Source organism: Sorangium sp. So ce185, assembly GCF_051526825.1.
Classification (GTDB): domain Bacteria; phylum Myxococcota_A; class Polyangia; order Polyangiales; family Polyangiaceae; genus Sorangium; species Sorangium cellulosum_D.
In genome coordinates, this window is record NZ_CP150316.1 from 553,983 (window position 1) to 575,175 (window position 21,193).

A 21,193-nucleotide genomic window follows, 5' to 3' on the forward strand; every position below is an offset into this window, starting at 1 on the left:
GGGCTCATCGTGGAGCCTCCGGTCGCGCCACCGCGGGCGCAGCTCCGCCCGCGTCGCCGAGAAAGATCCTTGACCGCGGTTGGTTCACTGTTATACAAAGTAACACTGTTACGGACTGGCGGCGCGGGGGCCTGCGTCGCCGCCCAGCGGCCACACGACACGGACATGGCGAGCACGCGCGTGAAGACCACGAAGACCGGCGGCGCGACCCAGGCGGAGCGCCTGCAGGCGTCGAGCTTGCAGCGCCGCGAGCAGCAGAAAGAGAACCTGCGGGGCGCGATCCTGGCGGCGGCGGGCGAGCTGTTTCTGGAGCAGGGGTACGAGGCGTTCTCGATGCGCCAGGTGGCCGAGCGCATCGGCTACTCGGCGACGACGATCTACCGCTATTACGAGAACAAGGACGATCTCCTGTTCGCCATCGTCCACGAGGGCTTCACCGAGTTCCAACGAGAGCTCGTCGCGGCGGCCGAGAGCACGGCGGACCCGATCGAGCGGATCGTGGCGCTCGGCGCCGCGTACGTTCGGTTCGGCATGCAGAACCCGGTGCACTACCGGCTGATGTTCATGCAGCGGTTCGACTTCGTCTTCGACCAGCGGAAGGAGCAGCAGCAGCCGATGGTCGGGTCGTTCGACGTGCTGCAAAAAGCGGTCGCGTCCGCGATGGATGCCGGCGCGATAGAGCGCGGCGACGTCGAGCGCCACAGCCAGGTGGTCTGGGCCCTGGTCCACGGGATCGCCTCCCTCGCCCTGGCCAACGGCGGCCGCTTCGGCCCCGATGACGTCGATCGGACCATGGGGATCGCCATGAAGATGATGGTTCGAGGCCTGCGCCCCTGACCGCTCTCTTTTTTTTCTCGCAAAGTTAACACTGTTACGAATGATTTCGACGTTACTTTTTCGTCGATGGAGGGTGTGATGGATCGAGTCTTTGGTCTGAGTGGCTTCCTCGTACTACCGTTCTGGGCCTTGATGATCTTTCTGCCGCGCTCTCGCTGGACGCGGCGGATCATGGAGTCGCCGCTCGTGATCGTCGCGCCCGCGCTGCTCTATACGGCGCTCGTCCTCCCGGTCGTCGGCGAGGTGCTGCCGATCGTCAACCGACCGAGCCTCGCGGCGGTCGCCTCGCTGCTCGGCTCGCCGGCCGGCGCCACCATCGGCTGGGTCCACTTCCTCGCCTTCGATCTCTTCGTGGGCCGGTGGGTGTACCTCGACAGCCGCGATCGCGGGATCTCGCCCTGGATCATGGCCCCCGTGCTCTACCTGACGCTCATGCTCGGCCCGATGGGGTTCGCGCTCTACCTCGCCGTGCGCGCCGTGGCCGAGCGCTCGGCGCGCGCCCGCGGCGGGATCGCGGCGAGCCTCCGCGCCGAGGAGGCCTGAGATGAGCGCGCGATCGCTGCACACCTCTCTCCAGCTCCCTCGCCCGATCGAGGAGCTCCTCCGGCGAAGCCCGGTCTTGTTCACGGCGGCCGCCGTCCACGTCGCGCTGCTCGTCCTGCTGCTCGGCGTCGCCCCGCTCGACGCGCGCCTCGTGACGGGGTTGAACCCGTGGATCAAGCCGGCGAAATTCGCCGCCTCGATCGCCATCTACCTGCTGACGATCAACTGGCTCGTCGGCGACGTCGCGCTCCCGCCGAGAGGGCGGCGGGCCGTCGTCTGGGGCACGGTGGCGATGGTGAGCTTCGAGATGCTCGCGATCGTTATGCAGGCGGCGCGGGGCGTGGCGTCGCACTTCAACCAATCGTCGCTGTTCGACGGGGCGGTGTTCGCGCTCATGGGCATCGCCATCCTGGTGAACACGGGGCTCGCGGGGTACCTCGCGTCCAGGTTCTGGACGACGCGACCTCCGCTGCCCGCGCCCTATCTCTGGGGCATCCGGCTGGGCTTTCTCCTGTTCATGCTGGCGTGCGCGGAAGGCGGCTTCATGTCGGGGCAGAACGCGCACAGCGTCGGCGTCGCGGACGGCGGGCCCGGGCTCCCCATCGTCGACTGGAGCACGCGAGGCGGCGACCTGCGCGCGGCGCACTTCTTCGGGATGCACGCGCTGCAGGCCGTCCCGCTGTTCGGAGCCTGGCTGTCGGCGCGGGCGTCGGGGTCGGCGTCGCGCACCCGGCGGGCGGTGCGGTGGGTCATCGCGTTCGGCGTCGTCTACGGCGTCGTCGCGCTGGGGCTCTTCCTCATGGCGCTCGCGGGGCAGCCGCTGATTCGCATGTAGCGCGCGCGCCAAGGACGACGGCGGTCCCGCGCTTCGAGGCGCCGACGCCGGCGATCACCTGTAGAAGGCGACGTCGTCGACGTAGACGTCGAAATCCTGGTCCTGCGCGAACCGGAACTCGATCACGTAGAGCCCTGCGCGGTCGAGGGCCGGGGCCTCGGGCTCGGCGCCAAAGCCCTCGCGCGTGAGCTCGTCGAAGGGGATGACGACCTCGGCCCACTCCGTGCCGAGGTGCGCGGTGTAGAACCAGTGATCGAAGCACCGGTTGGGCTCGCCCGCGCCCGCCGCTTCATCGCAGATCCCGCCCGCGGGCTCCGAGACCCTGTCCGAGACGTTGACCTTCATGGTCGCCTCGGCGCCCGCGTCGCCGAGCCTGGCCCAGAAGACGATACCGGCGAACGCAGACGCGTCGTAGGGGAACATCTGCATGTCCTCGCCGTTCAGCGCGAAGCCGATCCCGGCACCCCACTCCGTGAAGCCGGACCCGAACGTGTGCATCGCCCTCGTGCTCTCGCCGCGCGGCGGCATGAGCGCCTCCGGGATGAAGCCGACGGGCATCTCCTCGGTGTAGACCGGGGGAGTTTGCGTGCCAGTTCCATCATTGTAGCTGTACCAGTGGCCGAGCCTGCCACCGGTCTCCGTGATGGCGCTGTCGCCATCTTCCATGTCGTCGATCAGCTCGATGTCCGTCGGGACGTCGACGTCGCCCCCGCCGGCCCCCCCGCCGGCCCCCCCGCCGCCCGTGGCCGAGGCCGACGACCCGCCGCCCGTCGCGCTGGACGCGCCGCCCGCCCCGTCCACCAGGTGGTAGCGCTCATCCAGCCCCACGAGGGCGGTGCACCCGCCGGCTGTGAGCGTCCACGCCGCCCACATCCATGCTGCGCGCCTCTTCGCCATATCTCCTCCTACCACCGCCGCGCGGGCGCGGTCCACCGCGCGGGCGCGGTCCACCCGCGCGCTGGACCGCCGGCGGCACCCTGCTGCCGCACGCGTCCCCCTCGCTCCGCTCGCGCGGTGCGCAAACCGTGGGCCCCAATGTCCAGAGCTCGGCAGTCGAGTCCCAGCGGTCACATCCGCTCAGGCCGCAGGTCGGCTGTCGTGACTGTCACGGTGCCTACCTTTGTCCACATCTCGCGACGCCCTCGGGCGGCGTCGCTTGGACCGGTCGAACGAACCTGGTATGGAGAGCGGCGAGGGGCGTCACATGCAGTCAAGCGAACCGGTTCGGGACGACGCGGGGACGACCTGGACCTTGGAGGCGGGGGTGCCTTCGGCGCTGCAGCAAAGCGCGGCCCTGCGCATCGCCCTCATGTGGCGCCACGCCGGGAAAATCGAGACACGCTTGCTTTCGCCGGACACGCCGCTCGTCGTGGGGCGCAGCGTGCCTGCAGCGCTCTGGATCGATGATCGCACCCTCTCGCGGGAGCACGCCCGCTTCGTCCTCTCCGGCGGGCGGGTGTGGGTCGACGACCTGGGATCCAAGAATGGGACATTCCTCGACGGCCGCCGCGTCTCGCGCGCCAGGATTGCGGTCGGGGATGAAATCGTGCTCGGCAACGTCGCGCTGCGGGTGCAGGCGCTCGGCGCCGGCGGAGAGTCGCTCGATCTCGAGGGAGAGGAGAGGCTCTTGCGCCGCGTGGAGGACGAGCTCACGCGCGCGCGACATTTTCGTCGCCCGTTCGCGCTGCTCCATGTGCGTATCGGCGCGGCGGTCACGGCCGAGGGCTGGATCAAGGTCGTGCGCGCGTGCCTGCAGCCGGTGCACCGCGTGGCGCTCTACGGCACCGGCGCGGCCCAAGTGCTGCTGCCCGAGACCGGCGCCGAGGAGGCGGACCGCATCGCCCAGGCCATCGCGGCCTCGTCCATCGGCGGCGACGCCCGGCTGCTCGTGGGCTGCATCGTCTACCCCGACGCCGGCAGCAGCGCGAACGAGCTCTTCGCGGCCGCGCACGAGGCCGCCCGCCGCGCCTCGCCCGAGCACCCGGTCGCGCGCGGCCCCTCCGCGGCTGCGGCCACGGTGCTCGCGGGGGAGGACCCGGCCGTCCCGGCCGTGGGAGGGCTCATCGCCGGCCAGCGGATGCGCGCGCTGATCGAGGCGGTGAAGCGCGTGGCGGCCTCGCGCATCCCGGTCGTCCTGCACGGCGAGACCGGGACAGGCAAAGAGGTCCTCGCGCGGATGATCCATGAGGGCGGGCCGCGCAAGGGGATGCGCATGGTGCGCGTCAACTGCGGGGCGATCCCGAAGGACCTCGTCGAGAGCACCCTCTTTGGCCACGAGCGCGGGGCCTTCACGGGCGCCCTGCAGCAGCAGAAGGGCGTCTTCGAGGAGGCCGACGGCGGCACCGTGTTCCTGGACGAGATCGGCGAGCTGCCGCCGGCGGCGCAGGCCGCGCTCCTCCGCGTGCTCGAGGTGGGGGCGTTCAGCCGCGTCGGCTCGAGCCGCGAGATCGAGGTCGACGTGCGCGTCGTCGCGGCGACGCACCGGGATCTGGAGGCGATGGCCGCGTCCGGCGCATTCCGGGAAGATCTGTATTACCGGCTGAGCGGCGTCGTCGTCGACATCCCGCCGCTGCGCGAGCGGAGGGACGAGATCGAGCCGCTCGCGCGGCACTTCCTGCGCGCGGCCGGCGAGGCCAACGGTCGACACGTCGAGGGCGTCGCCCCGGAGGCGCTCGCGCTGCTCGGCGCCTACGCGTGGCCTGGCAACGTGCGCGAGCTGCGGAATGTGATCGAACGCGCGGTCGTGGTGGCGCGCGGCGCGATCATCGAGCCGGAGGACCTGCCGCCGCGGGTGCGCGCGGCGGAGCGCGCGGCAGAGCCGGAGCGCGCATCGCACGCGGGCCGCGCTTCAGAGCCCGGCGGCCTCGCGGCGCCGCTGGACTCGGGGTCACGCTCCTCGGCGCCGCCCCCCCCGGAGGAGGCGCCGGCCGAAGCGGGGCGGCCGGTCCGCGGGAAAGTGCAGCAGTACGAGGCCAAGCTCCTCCACGACACGCTGGAAGCCGCGGGCTGGAGCCGGGCCGAAGCCGCGCGGCAGCTCGGGATGCCGGTGCGGACCCTGTCGTACCGCATGAAGGTGCTGGGCGTGAAACGGCCCTCTTCTTGCTGATTCCTGAGTGCTGATTGCTACTCTTGCCAATGTTCGATGCACCCCGGCGGACGCGCGCCGCCGGGAGCGCGCCACCTCGCGATGAACATGTCGAACCGTACGATTGCGCGGAAGTACACGCTGATACGTGAGATCGGCCGCGGTGGGATGGGCGTCATCTGGGAGGCGCTCGACCAGGCGCTCCGCCGGCCCGTGGCGCTCAAGGTGATGACGCCCGAGCACGTCACCTCCAGCACGGCGCGGCACCGCTTCGAGCAAGAGGCGATGGCGATCGCCCGGCTCCGGAACGAGCACATCGTACAGATACATGAGTACGGTATCGACGAGGATTGCCCCTACATCGTCATGGAGCTCCTCGAAGGAGAGGACCTCGAGGGCAGGCTCGTCCGGGAGCGGCAGCTCTCGCCGTCGGCCACGCTCGCGCTGCTCCGGCAGATCGCCGTCGGCCTCCAGGCGGCGAGCTCCGCGGGGATCGTGCACCGCGATCTGAAGCCGGCGAACGTCTTCATGGCCCGGAAGGAGCCCGGGGAGTGCGTGAAGCTCCTCGATTTCGGCGTGGTGTGGACGGTCTTCGAGCGGTCGGACGAGGAGCCGCAGGGGGCGGCCGGCAAGACCATCGGGACGCCGTCGTACATGAGCCCCGAGCAGGTCCGCGCCGTCGTGCCGAACCACCTCAGCGATCTCTGGTCGCTCGGCGTCATCGCCTACCGGGCCCTCACCGGCCGGCTCCCCTTCGCGGCGAGCGGGATCGGGGAGCTGTTCATCAGCATCTGCACCGATCGGTTCCCGCCGCCGTCGAGCCTCGTCCCCGGCCTGCTCCCCGGCTTCGACGCCTTCTTCGAGCGCGCGCTGGCGAAGGATCCGGCGCAGCGGTTCCAGTCCGCGCGCGAGTTCGTCGCGGCGTTCGCGGCCGTGACCGAGGCCAGCAGCGGCCCCACCAAGGTCCTCGTCGCCGACGACGAGCCGGATATGCAGCTCATGATGAAGCTGCATTTCCGGCAGAAGATCCGCGACGGGGTCTACGAGTTCATCTTCGCCGAGAACGGTCAGGTCGCGCTCGACGAGCTCCGGCGCCACCCCGATATCGACGTCATCTTGACCGACATCAAGATGCCTGGGATGGATGGACTCACGTTCCTCGGTCGCGTCCCGGAGGTGAACCCGTTCGCGAAGACGGTGATGATGTCGGCCTATGGCGACATGGGCAACATCCGGTGCGCGATGAACCAGGGGGCCTTCGACTTCCTGCTCAAGCCGCTCCATCGCTCCGATCTCGAGGCGACCATCGACAAGACGGTCAAGCACGTGGCGGAGCTGCGGAGGAACGCCCGCTCGGACGAGGAGAACAAGATCCTCCGCCAGTACACGAGCGCGGCGCTGGTCGAGCGGATCCGGGCGATGGGGCCTGCCATCGCGCTCGCGAGCGAGGCGGTCATGTCCACGGTGGCCTTCATCGGCGTCTTCCAGTTCACGCCCGTGATCAAGGAGAAGCTGCCTGCAGAGGCCATGAGGCTGCTCAGGGCCAACTTCGAGGTGATCGTCCCGGAGCTCGTGGCGAAAGGGGGAGTCGTGGACAAGTTCCTCGGCGACGCCGTGATGACGGTGTTCCAGGGGCCCGAGCACCTGTCGAGGGCGCTCAGCGCGTGCGTGTCCGTCCGCGCGCAGATGGCGGCGGTGGCGCGCCGCGCCGGAGAGAGCTCGCCCTACGCGCAGGGTATTTGCATCGGCCTGTCCACGGGGCAGGTGCTCGCCGGCAGCGTGGGCTCTCAGGCGTACGGCCGGCTCGACTACACGGTGCTCGGCGAGGCGGTCAACGCCGCCGCGCACCTCGCCAGGGCGGCGATGCCGGGGGAGATCCTCGTCGACGCGGCGGTCCGCGACGCGGCGCCGGAGCTGTTCGACTTCGACGAGGTCGGCGCGAGGAGCCTCCTGCCGGACGCTCCTCCCGTGAGCGTCTTCAACGTGGTGCGACGCGATCGGGCCGCCCTCCCCGCGAACAGCGAGGCGACCGTGCGGGTCGCCACGACTACCACCATGCGATAGGTCGAGCCGTGCCGACGCTCATCCACAATCCCGGCGGTCCTGAGGAGCAGGTCTTCTTCATCGGAGGCGCCTCCGTCACCATCGGCCGCGCGGAGGATCAGGCGATCTGCATCCCGCACAGGAGCCTGTCGCGCAGCCAGGCGCGGATCGAGCTGTCCGAGGGCAAGTTCTTCATCGTCGATCTGCAGAGCAAGAACGGCACGTTCGTGAACGGCGCGCGGATCCAGCGCGGGGAGATCCGGAGCGGCGACACCATCACGCTGGGCGATCTGGACCTCTTGTTCACGGTGGACGGTGCACCGACGGAGTCGTCGCTCCGGCCGCAGGCGATCCGGCCCCTGACGCACACCTCGATCAGCGAGCTCGTGGGGGACACCAAGCCAGGCCGCGCCGGGCGGCCGAGCGCGGAGGCTCGGCTACAGATCCTGATCGAGATTGCCAAGCTGCTCCCCGTCTCCGACGACATCGACACCCTGCTCCACAAGGTCCTCGATCTCATCGTTCAGATCCTCGACGTGGACCGCGGGGTCATCCTGCTCGTCAGCGAGGCGACGGGGCAGCTCGAGCGGCGCGCGGTGAGGACGTCGCGGCCCTCGCCGGACGACGAGCCGATCTTCAGCCAGAGCATCGTCGACTACGTGCTGCGCAACAGCGTGGCGGCGCTGTTCGCCGACGCCGTGCTCGACCCGCGCCTCGGCGCGGCGCGCTCCGTGGTCGCCCCGTCGGTCCGAGCCTCGATGTGCGTCCCGCTCAAGCCCAAGGACGACATCATCGGGGTGCTTTACGTCGACAACCTCAGCGCGTCGCATGTCTTCACCGAGCCGGATCTGGACTTCCTCGTCGCGTTCGCGAGCCAGGCCGCCGTCGCCGTGAAGAACGCGTCGCTGTACCGGCGCCTCGAGCGCGAGACGGTGGAGCGCATGCAGCTCGTGCTGGACGCGAAGCTCGCGTCGCTCAGCGGGGTGGTCGTGGGGATCGCCCACGAGATCCGCAATCCGCTGAATTTCATGAACAACTTCGCCGACATCGCCGCCGATCTCGCCCAGGATGTGACCGAGGGCCTGCGCGCGCAGGAGGCGCGGCTCGATCCCGGGGGGCGCGCGCGGATCGAGGAGAACCTGGCCCAGCTGCGCGACAGCATGGCCCGGGTCACCGAGCACGGCCGGCGCGCGGACGCGATCATCCGGCGGATGCTCCAGCACGCCCGGCGCCCGTCGGGCGAACGCGCGCTGGCCGATCTGAACGCGGTGGTGGACGAGAGCGTGCGGCTCGCGCTCGCCGGGGCGCAGGGCGGCGACCTCGACGTGCGCGTCGTCGCGGCCTACGATCCGGGGCTCGCGCCGGTGGAGATGGCGACGCTCGACATGGGGCGGGTGTTCCTCAACGTCGTCGACAACGCGCTCTATGCGATGCGGCAGAAGAAGCGCGAGCGCGGGGCCGGCTATGCGCCGGAGCTCCGCGTCCGCACCGCGGATCGGGGCGATCGCGTCGAGGTGCGCATTCGGGACAACGGGATGGGGATACCCAAGAACGTCGAAGCGCGGGTGTTCGAGCCGTTCTTCACGACGAAGGCGCCCGGAGACGGAACGGGGCTGGGGCTGTCGTTGAGCCGCGAAATCGTGACGCAGGGGCACCAGGGGACGATGCGGGTGGACAGCGAGGAGGGGGAGTATACCGAGCTGGTGATCGCGCTGCCGAAGGCCGCCGGCGCGCCGCCTCGGGGCTGACGTCGACCTCTTCTCGCACGACCCACGCAGCCGGCGGACGCCACCACCGCCGGCGCCGACGCTGGCCGAGCGGACACGTGGACGGAGCGCTCCCGCCCCAGGGTCGGCCGGAGCCGCCGGCGAACCTCGCCGGGTGGGTGAGGTCCGAGAACATCAAGGAGACGGCGACGGACCTCCGAGCCAGGAGGGGGCTCGCGTCCCGCCCGGACGCGCTGCGTCCGCGGGGGACACCAACGTGGTCGTTCCACCTGGACCCGCCCCCGTTATCCTGCTTACCTGCTGCCTACCGTGACCGTATCCCGTGACGAGATCTTCACCGCGCTCGTCCCGCGCCTCGTGTCGGCCACGTACTTCGAGGAAGCAGCCACGGCGGTCCTCCAGGCCATGTTCGCCTGCGTCGAGGAGGCGCTCGCCGACGGCCCGCTCGCCAGCCGCGCTCGGGTCCTGCGCGGCGTCGTCCACCTCCGCCCCGAGGGCAGCTACCAGCGCCTCTTCGGCATCGACCGCGCGAGCGGCGCGCGCATCGAGGGCACCGGCTATCTCACCTCCGGCAGCGTCTGGAGCTGGATCGAGCAGCACCGCTGTTCGGTCTCGATCGACGTCCAGCGCGCCTCGATCCGCTCCTGGATGCGCGACGGGGCGGTCGAGCTCCGCGACCCGCCGGAGGCGGCCGGCGTGCCCGGCGACGCCACGCGCAGGCGCATGCTCGATCGCGACGCGACCCACGTGCACGTCGTCCCGCTGCGCGCGCCCGGCGGCAGCGTCGACGGCATGATCACCCTCGAGGCGAGCTGCAGGGGGACCGTCGGACGGGAGCTCCCCTGGGCGGAGTGCTACGAGGGGCTGGAGATCCTCGCCAGCATCGCCGGGGCGTTCATCGCCGCCCGCGCGCTGCCGCTCCGCTCGGACGAGCCGGCGAGCCCGGACGAGTTCCTGCCGGTCGTCGGTCAGAGCACCGCGCACCTCGTCGAGCTGCTCCGCGCCTTCGCCCCGCGGGACGACACCATTCTCATCACCGGCCCGACCGGCGCCGGCAAATCCAGGCTCGCGCGCTGGTGCCACGAGCACTCGCAGCGACGGGGCCAGCCCTTCGAGTCGCTGGACCTCCTCGGCGTGCCCGAGGACCTGCAGATGGCCGAGCTGTTCGGCTGGAAGCGCGGCGCCTTCACCGGCGCGGTCAAGGACAACCCGGGCGCGGTCGCCCGCGCCGCGAAGGGCACGCTCTTCCTCGACGAGATCGACAAGCTCTCGCTCAAGGCCCAGGCCGGCCTCCTGCGCTTCATCGAGGAGCGCGCCTACCGGATGCTGGGCGACGACGGGGCGGGGGAGCGCCGCGCCGACGCGCGCCTCCTCGTCGGCACCAACGCCGATCTGCGCGCCGCCGTGCGCGCCGGCCGCTTCCGCGAGGACCTGTATTACCGCATCAACGTCCTGCCGGTGCGGCTGCTCCCGCTCGCCGAGCGGCTCGACGAGCTCCCGCGCTGGGCCGAGTACATGCTGAACCGGCGCCATCAGGAGGCCGACGGCAAGGGCGCGGCGCGCTTCGAGCCCGAGGCCATGAAGCTCCTCGTGTCCGCGCCGTGGCCGGGCAACCTGCGCCAGCTCGACAACATCGTCCGGCGCGCCTACGCGCTCCAGCTCGCGGGGCAGAGCGGCCTGGGGGGCGATCTCGTGATCCAGCGGCGCCACGTCGAGCGCGCGCTCACCTTCGACGGCGACGCCGAGCCGAGCGCGCTGGCCAAGCTGCTCTGGCGGGCGGCGCTCAGCTTCGTGAGCGAGGCCGAGCGGCGCCGGGGCGGCGGCGCCCCGCTCCCGCTCGAGCTGACCGACGCCTTCCGGGGCATGGTCCTGGGCGCGGCGGTGCAGCGGACGGGCAACCGCGACGACGCCTTCACGCTGCTCGGCCAGGAGCCGCTGCTCAAGAACCGCAACCACCACCGGGCGCTGCGCCGCGAGCTCTCGCGGGTGCGCGAGGTCCTGGACCTGCTCGGGGGCGAGGTCGATCCGGATCTCCTGGCGGTGCTCGACGCCGACAGGGAGCCCTGACGGAGAGGTGCCGGCGCGCTCCGCGCGCCTCCGGCGACGAAGAGCTCGAGCATGCAGCGCCACGTTGCAAACGATGCAGCACTCGCACCAGGCGCCACGTTCGCGGGGCGCTACGAGGTCCTGACCAAGCTCGGCGAAGGCGGCTTCGGCGTGGTGCACAAGGCCCGCCAGCTCACCACCGGGCAGCCGATCGCCTTGAAGATCCTGCGCCTCGCCGAGCAGGGCGGCGCCGCGCAGGCCGACAGGCGGGCCGCGCGCTTCCTGCGCGAGACGCGGCTCTGCGCCCAGCTCCACCACCCCAACATCGTCCAGCTCGTCGACGCGGGGCAGATCGAGGACGGGACCCTCTACACCGCGTTCGCCTTCGCGCCCGGCGACGACCTCGCCGCGCTGCTCGAGCGCGAGGGCGCGCTCGCGCCGTCCGAGGCGCGGCACCTGATGCTCCAGGTGCTCGACGCCCTCGCCTGCGCCCACGCGGCGGGCGTGGTCCACCGCGACCTCAAGCCCAGCAACATCATGGTGATCCCCACGGGCGCCCGCCGCAACGCGCTGGTGCTCGACTTCGGGATCGGCGCCGCGCTCGACGACGGACGATCCATGCGCCTGACCGGCAGCCACGACGCGCTGGGCACGCCGGGCTACGGGGCGCCGGAGCAGTGGCGCGGCGCCGAGCCTTCGCCGCGCGCGGATCTGTTCTCGTGGGGCCTCGTGTTCCTCGAGTGCCTGACGGGCGCGCCGGTCTACGGCGGCACGGAGGCCGAGATCTTCTACCGGCTGCTCGGCCCCGAGCCCGTCCCGCTCCCCGCCGCGCTCGAGCGCCACCCCCTCGGCGACCTGCTCGCCCGCGCGCTCCGCAAGGACGAAGGCGCGCGCGACGTCACCGCCCGCGGGCTCTTCGAGGCGCTCGAGGCCTGCAGCCTGCGCGGCCTGTCGCGCGAGGCGATGCTCGGCGCCGGCGGCACCGCGTCCCGTGCGGACACGCGGTCGCTCGCCTCGGCCGCGACGGTCGCCGGGTCGCTCGACCGGCGGAGGGCGCCCGCGCTCGACGGCGAGCGCCGGCAGCTGACGGCGCTCTGCTGTCACCTGAGGGCCCGCGCCGCCGCCGGGCAGGCCGCCGACGCCGAGGCGCTGGACGATCCGCTGCGCGCGGCGCTCGCCCTCTGCGCGGACGTCGGGCGCCGGCACGGGGGGTACGTGGCCGCGGCGCTCGGCGACGATCTGCTCGTCTACTTCGGCTACCCCAGCGCGGCGGAGGACGACGCCAAGCGCGCTGCCCGCGCGGCGCTGGCGATGGCCAGCGCCGTGCCTACCGAGCAGACCGACGGCCCTCCGAGCGCCGCGCGGGGCGTCCGGATCGCGGCGAGCGTCGGCCTCCACACCGGCCTGGTGGTCGACGGGAACCTGGGAGACCTCGACGGCGCGTGCCTCGTCACCGGCGCCACCCCGCGGCTCGCCGCGCGGCTCGCCGCGCTGGCGCCGCCGGGCGCCGTGACGGTCAGCGCCGCGTCGCAAGCGCTGCTGCGCGCCTCCTTCGACCTCGAGAGCGAGGGGATCCGCTCCCTGGAGGGGATCGTGGCGCCGGTGGAGACCTTCCGCCTCCGGCAGGAGCACGGCGACGCGGCGAGGTGGCCGACCCCCGAGGGCTCGAGGGCGCCGCTCTGCGGCCGAGATCAAGAGCTCGGGCTCCTCGTGGAGCGGTGGCGCCGCGCGTGCGAGGGGGCGGGCCAGTCGAGCCTCATCACCGGCGAGGCCGGCATCGGCAAGAGCTGTCTGGCGCGCGCGCTGCGCCATCGGATCGTGCGCGACGACCCCACCTTCCTGGAGGCGCGGTGCTCGCCCGACACGCAGAACAGCCCCCTCCGCCCGGTGATCGAGCTCCTCGAGCGCGCGCTCGGGCTCGACCAGGAGCCCGACGCGGGCAGCAAGATCGCGCGGCTCGAGGGGGAGCTCACCGGCCACGGCCTCGCGCTCGCCGAGTCGATGCCGCTCTTCGTGCCGCTCTTCTCCCTGCCCCTCGGCGCGCCGTACGCCCCGCTCGACGTCTCGGCGCAGCGGCAGAAGGCGCTGACGCTCAAGGCGGTCACGTCGCTGCTCCTCGCGATGGCCGACAGGCGGCCGGTCCTCCTGTTGGCCGAAGACTTGCACTGGGCCGACCCCACCACGATGGAGTTTCTCGAGCAGCTCGTTCGCGAGGCGCCCGCGGTCCCGCTGTGCGCCGTCATGACGGCGCGCCCCGAGTTCTCGCCGTCGTTCTCGACGGCCGACGTGCTGCTGCTCCCGCTGAGCCGCCTCGAGCGCGCGCCGATGGAGGAGATGCTCGCCGGGCTGGTGGGCGACAAGGCGCTGCCTCCCGCCGTGATCGAGCAGGTGACGGACCGCGCGGACGGGGTGCCGCTCTTCGCGGAGGAGCTGCTCCGGATGATGCTCGACGCGCTGCTCCTGGTGGAGCGGGACGATCGCTACGAGCTCACCCGGCCGCTCTCGGGCGCGGCGATCCCGGGGACGCTGCGGGCGCTGCTCACGGCGCGCCTGGATCGGCTCGCGCGCGCCAAGCAGACGGCCCAGCTCGCGGCGGCGCTGGGCCGGGAGTTCAGCCTCAAGGTGCTCTCGGCCGCGAGCCCGCTCGGCCCGGAGGCGGTGGCGGAGGATCTGGAGCGCCTGACGAGCGCGGGGCTCGCGCTGCGCAGGCGGCGGGGCAAGGAGGCGGTGGGGATGTTCAAGCACGCGCTCATGCGGGACGCGGCGTACGAGTCGCTGTCGACCGGCGCGCGGCAGCGGATCCACGCGCGCATCGCTCAGACGCTGGAGGAGGGGTTTCCGGAGGTGGTCCGGACGCGGCCGGATCTGCTCGCGCACCATCACGCGGCGGCGGAGCAGGAGGGGCGGGCGGTCGGGTACGCGCGGTGCGCCGCGGAGCAGGCGCTGCAGCGCTCGGCCTACGCCGAGGCCATCGCGCACGCGTCCAGCGCCGCGGCGTGGGCCGGCGCCCTGCCGGGCGCCGAAGCGGTCGAGGCGGAGCTGGCCGCGAACGGCGTCTTGACCCAGGCCCTCATGGCGACTCGAGGCTGGGCCGACCCGCGGGTCAAGGCGACCGCCGATCGCTCGGCCAGCCTGCTGGAGCGGCTCGATCAGGACAGCGAGCACAGGGTGCCGACGCTGTGGTTCCTGTTCACCTACCATCACGTGGCCAGCAACCGCGGAGCGGCGCGCGCGCTGGCCGAAGGGCTGGTCGCCCTCGCCGAGCGCTCCGGCGATCAGGGGCTCCGCGCCGCCGCCTCGGCGCTCCACGGCATCGCCCTGTTCATGGATGGCGACCACGCGGACGCGAGGCGCGCCGTCGAGCGCGCCGTCGAGCTCTACGATCCCGACCTGCATCGGGATCACGGGGCGCGCTTCGGGCTGGACTCGCTCGTCCTGGCGAGGTCGTTCGTGGCCCTGCTCTGCTGGTTCTCGGGCGACACAACAGCTGCCTTCGCGCTCATCGCGAGCGCCCTCGAGTGGGCTCGAGAGGTCGGCCACGTGCCCTCGATCGCCCTCTGTCTGATGTACGGCGCCATGGTCCGCCAGCTCGCCGGCGATCGGCGCGAGGTCGCCGCCATGGCCGGAGAGCTCCTCGCCCTGAGCGGGAAGTACGGGTTGCCCGCCTACGAAGGATACGGGGTGATCCTCCACGGCTGGGCGGCTGGCGACGAGGAGCGCCCGCGGGCCATGGTGGGCGTCCTCCTGGACCTCGGGTGCAAGCTCGGCCTCTCGTACTACGCCTCTCTGGTCGCCGATACCCAGGCGGCGCGCGGCGAGCTCACCGCGGCCATCGAGCGCATCGACCGCTGTCTCGCCATGTGCCGTGAGAACGACGAGCACTTCTACGAGCCCGAGCTCCACCTCCGCCGCGCGATGGTCGCGGCGCGGCGAGACCCTGCGGCCGAAGGCGTGCGGACCTCGCTGGAGCAAGCGGCCCTCCTCGCGCGGCGCTTCGCCGTGCCGAGGGTCGAGGCGCTGGCGACGCTGGCGCTGCTCCAGCGCTCCGGGGGCGACGAGCGACGACGAGCGCGGCTCGACGAGCTGCTCGGGCTTCACCCTGGCCTGCGAGCGATCCAGGTCGAAAGCCACGAAGGAGACAATGGATGAGCATGAACAAGTTGATGGAGTTTCGCACGACCTACCTGCGCGCGATCGCGAAGGCGTGGGCCGATCCCGCTTTCGAGGACAAGCTCACCAAGGACCCCACCGGTACGCTGCGCGATTACTTCGGCTTCGACTGGGGGTCGTGGCAGAAGGCGTGCATCCTCCACATCGTGAGCGCCGGGCGGTCCGCGCAGCGCGGCGACATCGCGGGCGACGGGCTCCCCCCGGGGCGATTCGAGTGGATCGGCGACGAGTGGGTCTGGTCCAAGAACCTGCTCGACACCTTGACGATGTACCTGCCGCTCACGGCCCCGTCCACGGGCGCCGCCGAGCGCGCCATGGCGCTCGCGGACTACTACAGCCAGCGCGCGTCGCTGTTCGACGACGACTGGGGGGCGGAGTACGGTCCGGGTGGGAAGAAACCGGTCCTCATCACGCCGGCCCTCGGCCCTCAGAGCGGCACCCCGATCGGCGGTTTCGTCCCGTCCGACCAGGGGTTCGAGGCGTTCAAGGTCGTGCTGCTCGCGGCGATCGCCAAGGCTTGGGCCAGCGAGGACTTCAAGCAGATGCTCCTGATCGACTGCGCCGCGGCGCTGAGGACCATCCGCGGCTACAGGCTGCCCTGGAACATGAACATCTGCGTCATGAACGACGATGGGGCCCAGTGGATCAAGCCTGACGCGTCGAGCGACCCGCCGTCGAAGGGCCAGTCATACTGGACGTTTTCTCGGCCGCACGCGCTCACGCTCTACCTGCCCACGGCGCCGAGCGACGAGAACGCCGAGCCCGTCGCGCTCGCCGTGTACAACGCCACGGGAGCGGAGTACCCCTTCACGTGCTGCTGCTGATGGAGGCGACGACGGCGGCGGAGGATCGATGGGGTGAGCTCTGGCCGGGGCGCAGCGCCGCGGCCAGAGCGACCCTGTTCACCCGCGCTCGTTGATGGCTGGGACCGGGACCGACGATGGAGCCTCTCGAGCTGAGCCAGGTGCTGGCGTTCAAGCCCACCCTGCGCGTCGAGCGCATGGAGACCGGGGCGATCTTCCTGATCGGCGAGCGCGAGCGCTTCGTCCTCTCCGGCGCCTGCACCGCCGAGGTGGCGGCGCTCGTCGACGGCCGCCGCACGGTGGGCGAGATCCTGCGCGCCGCGGCCGGCCGGCTCTCCGAGCCCGAGGCCCTGTACACCCTGGGCCGGCTCGCGGCGCGCGGCTACCTGGTCCCCGCAACACCGGAGCTCCCGTCCGAGAGCGCGGCGTTCTGGCGCGGGGTGGGTCTCGACGGCAGGGCGGCCGCCGAGGCCCTGAGCCGCACGCCGGTGTCGGTCCTGGCCCTGGGCGAGGCCGCTTTCGCCGGGTGGATGACCGAGGCGCTCGAACAGGCAGGCGCGCGGATCGACGGCGATGCCGCCGTGAAGGTGATCGTGACCGACGATTATCTGCGGCCCGAGCTCGCCTCGATCAACCGCCGCGCGCTGCGCGAAGGCGCGCGCTGGTTCCTGATCAAGCCAGCTGGCGTCCAGCCGCTCCTCGGGCCCGCCTTCGAGCCCGGCGCCGGCCCCTGCTGGGATTGCCTGGCGTTCTGGATGCGGCAGAACCGCCCGGTCGAGGAGCTCGTTCGCCGGCGCCGGGGGCACGAGGGCCACGTCGCTCCCCCCGGGGCGGCCACCGAGGCGAGCGTCCGGACCGCCTGCGGGCTCGGCGCATCGGCCATCGCCCGCGCGCTCGCCCAAAACGAGTCGAGCTCCCCCCACGCGCTCAGCGCCCGGGTGCTCGCCCTGGATCTGGCCACGTTCCAGCTCACGGCCCACGCGGTGGTCCGGAGGCCGCAGTGCCCGGCGTGCGGAGATCCGGCGCGGATGGCGGCTGTCGGCGAGCGGCCGATCGAACTGCAGCCGATCGAGAAGGCGCATTTCGAGGACGGCGGATATCGCCGGCAGAACCCGCGGCGGACCTACGAGCGCTATCAGCACCTCGTCAGCCCGATCACGGGCGCCGTGACGCACCTCGTCCCGATGCCGGGTCGGGACACCGAGCTCCGCGCCGTGTACGCGTCCGGTTACCTCGTCTGCCCTCGAGAGGGCGTTCCGAGCACCAACGTCTTCGACAAGGGCTGCGCCGGCAAGGGGCGCAGCGCGGACCAGGCCCGGGTGAGCGCGCTCTGCGAGGCCCTCGAGCGCTACAGCGGCGTGTACCAGGGGGACGAGGCGCGCGTCCGCGGCAGCAAGCACGAGCTCGGCGCGGCGGCGCTCGCGCTCGGGGACCTGCTGAATTTCAGCGAGGCGCAGTATCGCGAGCGCGCGCGCCTCAACGCGCGGGCGGCGGATCGCCGGCAGTGGGTGCCGGAGCCGCTCGATGCGGGCACCCGGATCGACTGGACCCCGGCGTGGTCGCTGAGCAAGCGCGAGCGGCGCTACGTCCCGCTGGCCTACTGCTACGCCGAGGCCCCGGCCGAGAGCGGCACCGCGTTCTGCGGCCCCTGCAGCAACGGCGTGGCGGCCGGCACCTGCCTCGAAGAGGCCGTATTGCAGGCCTTGCTCGAGCTCGTGGAGCGCGATGCCGCCGCGGTCTGGTGGTACAACCGGCTCGCGCGCCCGGCCATAGAGCTCGACAGCTTCGGGGATCCGTACTTCGAGGCCCTCCAGGCGGACTACGCTCGCCTCGGCTGGGCCGTCTGGGTGCTCGACCTGACGCACGACCTCGGTATCCCCACCTGCGTCGCGCTCGCCCATGAGGCCCGGGAGGATCGGTTCACCATCGGGTTCGGCTGCCACCTCGACCCGCGCCTCGCCGTGCAGCGCTCGCTCACCGAGCTGAACCAGCTCTTCGATCCCGAGGGCGCGCGCCGTGCGCCGTGGGATCACGAGCGGCTGCAGGGCCGCGCGCATCTCTTCCCGAGCCCGGATCTCCCCCGGGTCGCGGCCGAGCGCCTGCCCCGGATCGGCGGGGCCGATCTGCGCGCCGACATCGAAGGATGCCTGAGGCGCCTCGACGAGGCGGGCCTGGAGCTCGTCGCGGTGGACAAGACCCGCCCCGACATCGGCTTGCCCGTGGTCCAGGTGATCGTCCCGGGGCTGCGCCATTTCTGGCCCCGGTTCGGCCCGGGGAGGCTGTACCAGGTGCCGTGCGCGCTGGGGTGGCTCCCTCGCCCGCTCGAGGAGGGCGAGCTCAACCCGGTCCCTCTGTTCGTCTAGCCCCGATAGCCGCCGAGGAGCTGCGCATGCGAGATGGCTTCCGGATCCTCGATATCGACCGTCACGTCTCCGAGCCTGTCGCCCTGTGGGCGGAGTACCTGCCATCAGCGATGCGGGCGTATGCTCCTCGGCTCGCGCCCTTCGGGCCGCCCGAGCCGCTGGCCGCGCGGATGCGCCGCCTGGGCGAGCACGCGCTCTTGCCCACGCCCCCCATCCTCTGCGTGGACGGCGAGCCGATCCTGCGCGTCCCCGAGGCGGCCTACATCGAGCTCGGGCTCGCCGCCGCGCGCCGCCGCGAGCTCCTCGCCGCCTCGGAGCGGCCCGAGGGGCACCTCGCCGAGATGGACGCGACCGGCGTCGACGTCGCCGTCCTGCTCCCGACGTACGCGTCCTATCTGGTCCACGACGACGGCATCGGCGCCGAGCGCGCGCGCGCCTACGCCCTCGCCTACAACCGATGGCTGGGCGACTTCTGCGCGAGCGCGCCGGACAGGCTCCTCGGCCCGGCGCTGCTCTCGCGCCACGATCCGGAGGCCATGGCGGGCGATCTGGAGCAGGCGGCGCGCGACGGCGCGCGCGCCGTGGTGCTCCGGCCCAACCCGGTGCAGGGCCGCACGCTGAGCGCGCCCGCCCACGCGCGGTTCTGGGCGGCGTGCGCGCACCACGGGATCGCCGTGCTCCTCCACGAGGGCACGCACGCGCGCGTCGCCACGGCGGGGGCCGATCGCTTCGAGACGCGGTTCGGCCAGCACGCGTGCTCTCACCCGATGGAGGCGATGATGGCGCTGCTCTCGCTCGTCGAGGGCGGCGTGCTCGAGGCCCACCCGGCGCTGCGGGTGGGCCTGCTCGAGGCGGGGTGCGGCTTTCTGCCTTACTGGCTCTGGCGGCTCGATCACGTCGAGTACGCGCAGATGCGCGGCGAGGTGCGCGGCCGGGTGCGCCGGCCGCCCTCGGAGTACTTCCAGCGGCAGTGCTGGATCGCGCTCGAGCCCGGCGAGGCGATGCTCGATCGGGTGGTGCGGGAGATCGGCGCGACGCGGATGGTGTTCGGGACCGATTTCCCGCACCTCGATCACGGGCCCGGGATGGTCGACGAGATGATGGCGCTGCGGGGCGCGATCGGGGACGAGGCGCTGCGGGCGATCCTCTGGGACAGCCCGTGCGGCCTGATGGGCGTGAATCCCAACGTATCGACGAGCGCGTAGGTATCCGGCGCTGGACGGAGCGCGCGTGGGCATTGCGCGCGCGGCGATGCGCTCGGCATTGCTCGCCGCGACCTGGGGGCGCAGCCGGCCGTTCGGGGTGGGATTGGTCTGCCCGCGTGTCCCGCCGACGCCGGGGGCGACCGCGCGTGTCTCCAGGTGATGCGCCGCGTCTCCAGGTGAAGCAGCCTCGGTCGTCGCCGGCTGTCGGGGGCCGCTGCCCGCCCACGCACGCGGCGCCGATCGCCGCGTCGGCGGCTCGCGCGCGGCGGTTCGGGCGCCTGGTATGCGCGCTGCAATAGGCGAGGACAGGACAAGGACAGGAGATCGAGGCGACCCGGCTTTATCGACCGTTCGAGGAACCGCCGGCGAGGGACGCGACGTTTGCGCTCCTCGCCGCGGAGAAGGCCGACTCCTCGTGTCCCGGTCGAGGCCAAGGCGGCCTCGACCCGAGGTCGCCGATCAAACGGCAACTCTAACCAATGAGCAGCAGCTAATCATGAGCAAGAGCCAGCAGTTCTCACGGTGGACCCGAAGACGGTCTCGATCAATTTCACGCAGGTCAACGGCCAGAGCAACCTCATCGTGAACGTCCCGAATACCCTGCAGGTCGCGGTGGCCAACAGCAGCGGCTACGAGCTGCAGAACGTCACCCTGGACCAGGCGGATGTCCACGTCCTGTACACGCCCAGAGGCAGCAACAAGTCGCAGGATGTGACGTCGGCTTTCGCGGTCACCTTCACGCAGGGAGGTAAGGTGATCTTCCCCAGCGTGGTCTCTTCCGGGCAGTGCAAGCCGCAGGGCTTCTTCGTGACGCCCTTGTCGCCGCAGGCGCTCAGCTATCTCGACGGCACCATCACGGTCGTCATCGAGGGCGACAAGATCGTTTATGACGTGAAGTCCGATACAGGCGGCCAGTCCACGTCGGACGGCTGGACGGTCACCACGAGGGGGTAGGGCGAGCACGCCCATCGCTCCCTCGCCAAGAGGTCGCCCAGAGGGGCCGAAGTGGCTCTGCCCCTCGAGCGAGCGCGACGGCCGGCCGGGCGGGACGCCGGCGGCAGCGGAGGAAGAGAGCCCGAGATCAGAGGCAGCGCAGCACGTTGTCGCGCACGAGCTGCCAGATGGTCTCGGGGATGTCCCCGAGCCACCGCGCGTCCCGCTCGACCGGCGCCTCGGCGTCGTCGAGCGGGTCGTCGGGGCTGTAGACGAGCCGCCAGAGCCGCTCGCTCACCGAGCCGTTCCGATCGATCACGAAGCGCTGCACGAGCTTCTTCGCGAGCTCCTCGCCCTCGACGTCGAGCAGCAGCACCGGCGCCGCCACCTTCACCTCGCGCAGCGGCTTGAGGCGCAGATACGCCCCCTTCACGAGCTCCGCCTCGTCCGGCGGCTCGAACCCCGCCTCCCGGAAGTTGACCGGAGCCTTTGTGTTGCCGACGAGGTAATACTCTCCCTGGGTCTCGGCGAGGATCGCGCCGCCCAGCCTCCCTACGCGTGCCATCTAGACCTCCTCCGCGGTGACGCTCTCGTCCGAGAGCA

At 71.8% G+C, this 21,193-nt stretch carries 14 protein-coding genes; 12 read left to right on the forward strand and 2 right to left on the reverse strand.

Going from position 1 to position 21,193, the window contains the following annotated elements; translation table 11 throughout:
* Positions 1-165 precede the first annotated feature (165 nt).
* The 3 genes from WMF26_RS02140 (at position 166) to WMF26_RS02150 (ending at position 2,215) form a co-directional block, all read left to right on the forward strand.
* On the forward strand, positions 166-837 hold the full coding sequence (locus tag WMF26_RS02140; RefSeq protein WP_437998952.1) for a TetR/AcrR family transcriptional regulator: 672 nt from the start codon (positions 166-168) through the stop codon (positions 835-837).
* Between the two features lie 78 nt (positions 838-915).
* The gene (locus WMF26_RS02145; RefSeq protein WP_437998953.1) at positions 916-1,380 is read left to right on the forward strand and encodes an ABA4-like family protein; all 465 of its coding nucleotides are present in this window, start codon (positions 916-918) and stop codon (positions 1,378-1,380) included.
* Between the two features lies 1 nt (position 1,381).
* A complete protein-coding gene (locus WMF26_RS02150; protein WP_437998954.1) occupies positions 1,382-2,215 on the forward strand; it encodes a hypothetical protein in 834 nt (277 codons plus the stop codon).
* Positions 2,216-2,269: 54 nt separating this feature from the next.
* On the opposite strand, the gene WMF26_RS02155 is transcribed toward WMF26_RS02150, so the two are convergent.
* The gene (locus WMF26_RS02155; RefSeq protein ID WP_437998955.1) at positions 2,270-3,112 is read right to left on the reverse strand and encodes a hypothetical protein; all 843 of its coding nucleotides are present in this window, start codon (positions 3,110-3,112) and stop codon (positions 2,270-2,272) included.
* A gap of 307 nt (positions 3,113-3,419) precedes the next feature.
* Here WMF26_RS02155 and WMF26_RS02160 point away from each other — a divergent pair, with 307 nt between their 5' ends.
* The 9 genes from WMF26_RS02160 (at position 3,420) to WMF26_RS02200 (ending at position 20,611) form a co-directional block, all read left to right on the forward strand.
* Positions 3,420-5,321 (forward strand): sigma 54-interacting transcriptional regulator, encoded by a 1,902-nt coding sequence (locus WMF26_RS02160; RefSeq protein WP_437998956.1) that lies wholly within the window; start codon positions 3,420-3,422, stop codon positions 5,319-5,321.
* Positions 5,322-5,408: 87 nt separating this feature from the next.
* Positions 5,409-7,364 (forward strand): protein kinase domain-containing protein, encoded by a 1,956-nt coding sequence (locus WMF26_RS02165; protein ID WP_437998957.1) that lies wholly within the window; start codon positions 5,409-5,411, stop codon positions 7,362-7,364.
* Positions 7,365-7,372: 8 nt separating this feature from the next.
* On the forward strand, positions 7,373-9,091 hold the full coding sequence (locus WMF26_RS02170; protein ID WP_437998958.1) for an ATP-binding protein: 1,719 nt from the start codon (positions 7,373-7,375) through the stop codon (positions 9,089-9,091).
* Between the two features lie 288 nt (positions 9,092-9,379).
* Positions 9,380-11,137, forward strand: coding sequence for a sigma 54-interacting transcriptional regulator (locus WMF26_RS02175; protein WP_437998959.1), 1,758 nt, complete (start codon positions 9,380-9,382; stop codon positions 11,135-11,137).
* 51 nt (positions 11,138-11,188) lie between these two features.
* On the forward strand, positions 11,189-15,265 hold the full coding sequence (locus WMF26_RS02180; protein ID WP_437998960.1) for a TOMM system kinase/cyclase fusion protein: 4,077 nt from the start codon (positions 11,189-11,191) through the stop codon (positions 15,263-15,265).
* On the forward strand, positions 15,262-16,110 hold the full coding sequence (locus WMF26_RS02185) for a BMA_0021/BMA_0022 family TOMM bacteriocin (protein ID WP_437998961.1): 849 nt from the start codon (positions 15,262-15,264) through the stop codon (positions 16,108-16,110). The genes WMF26_RS02180 and WMF26_RS02185 overlap by 4 nt, the downstream gene beginning before the upstream one ends.
* 116 nt (positions 16,111-16,226) lie before the next feature.
* Entirely contained in the window at positions 16,227-18,452 is a 2,226-nt protein-coding gene (locus tag WMF26_RS02190; RefSeq protein WP_437998962.1) for a TOMM precursor leader peptide-binding protein, read from the forward strand.
* A 26-nt stretch (positions 18,453-18,478) separates the two neighbouring features.
* The gene (locus WMF26_RS02195; protein WP_437998963.1) at positions 18,479-19,657 is read left to right on the forward strand and encodes an amidohydrolase family protein; all 1,179 of its coding nucleotides are present in this window, start codon (positions 18,479-18,481) and stop codon (positions 19,655-19,657) included.
* A gap of 522 nt (positions 19,658-20,179) precedes the next feature.
* A complete protein-coding gene (locus WMF26_RS02200) occupies positions 20,180-20,611 on the forward strand; it encodes a hypothetical protein (protein ID WP_437998964.1) in 432 nt (143 codons plus the stop codon).
* Between the two features lie 127 nt (positions 20,612-20,738).
* Here the strand turns inward: WMF26_RS02200 and WMF26_RS02205 are convergent, their stop codons facing one another.
* On the reverse strand, positions 20,739-21,155 hold the full coding sequence (locus WMF26_RS02205) for a precorrin-3B C(17)-methyltransferase (protein ID WP_437998965.1): 417 nt from the start codon (positions 21,153-21,155) through the stop codon (positions 20,739-20,741).
* Positions 21,156-21,193 lie beyond the last annotated feature (38 nt).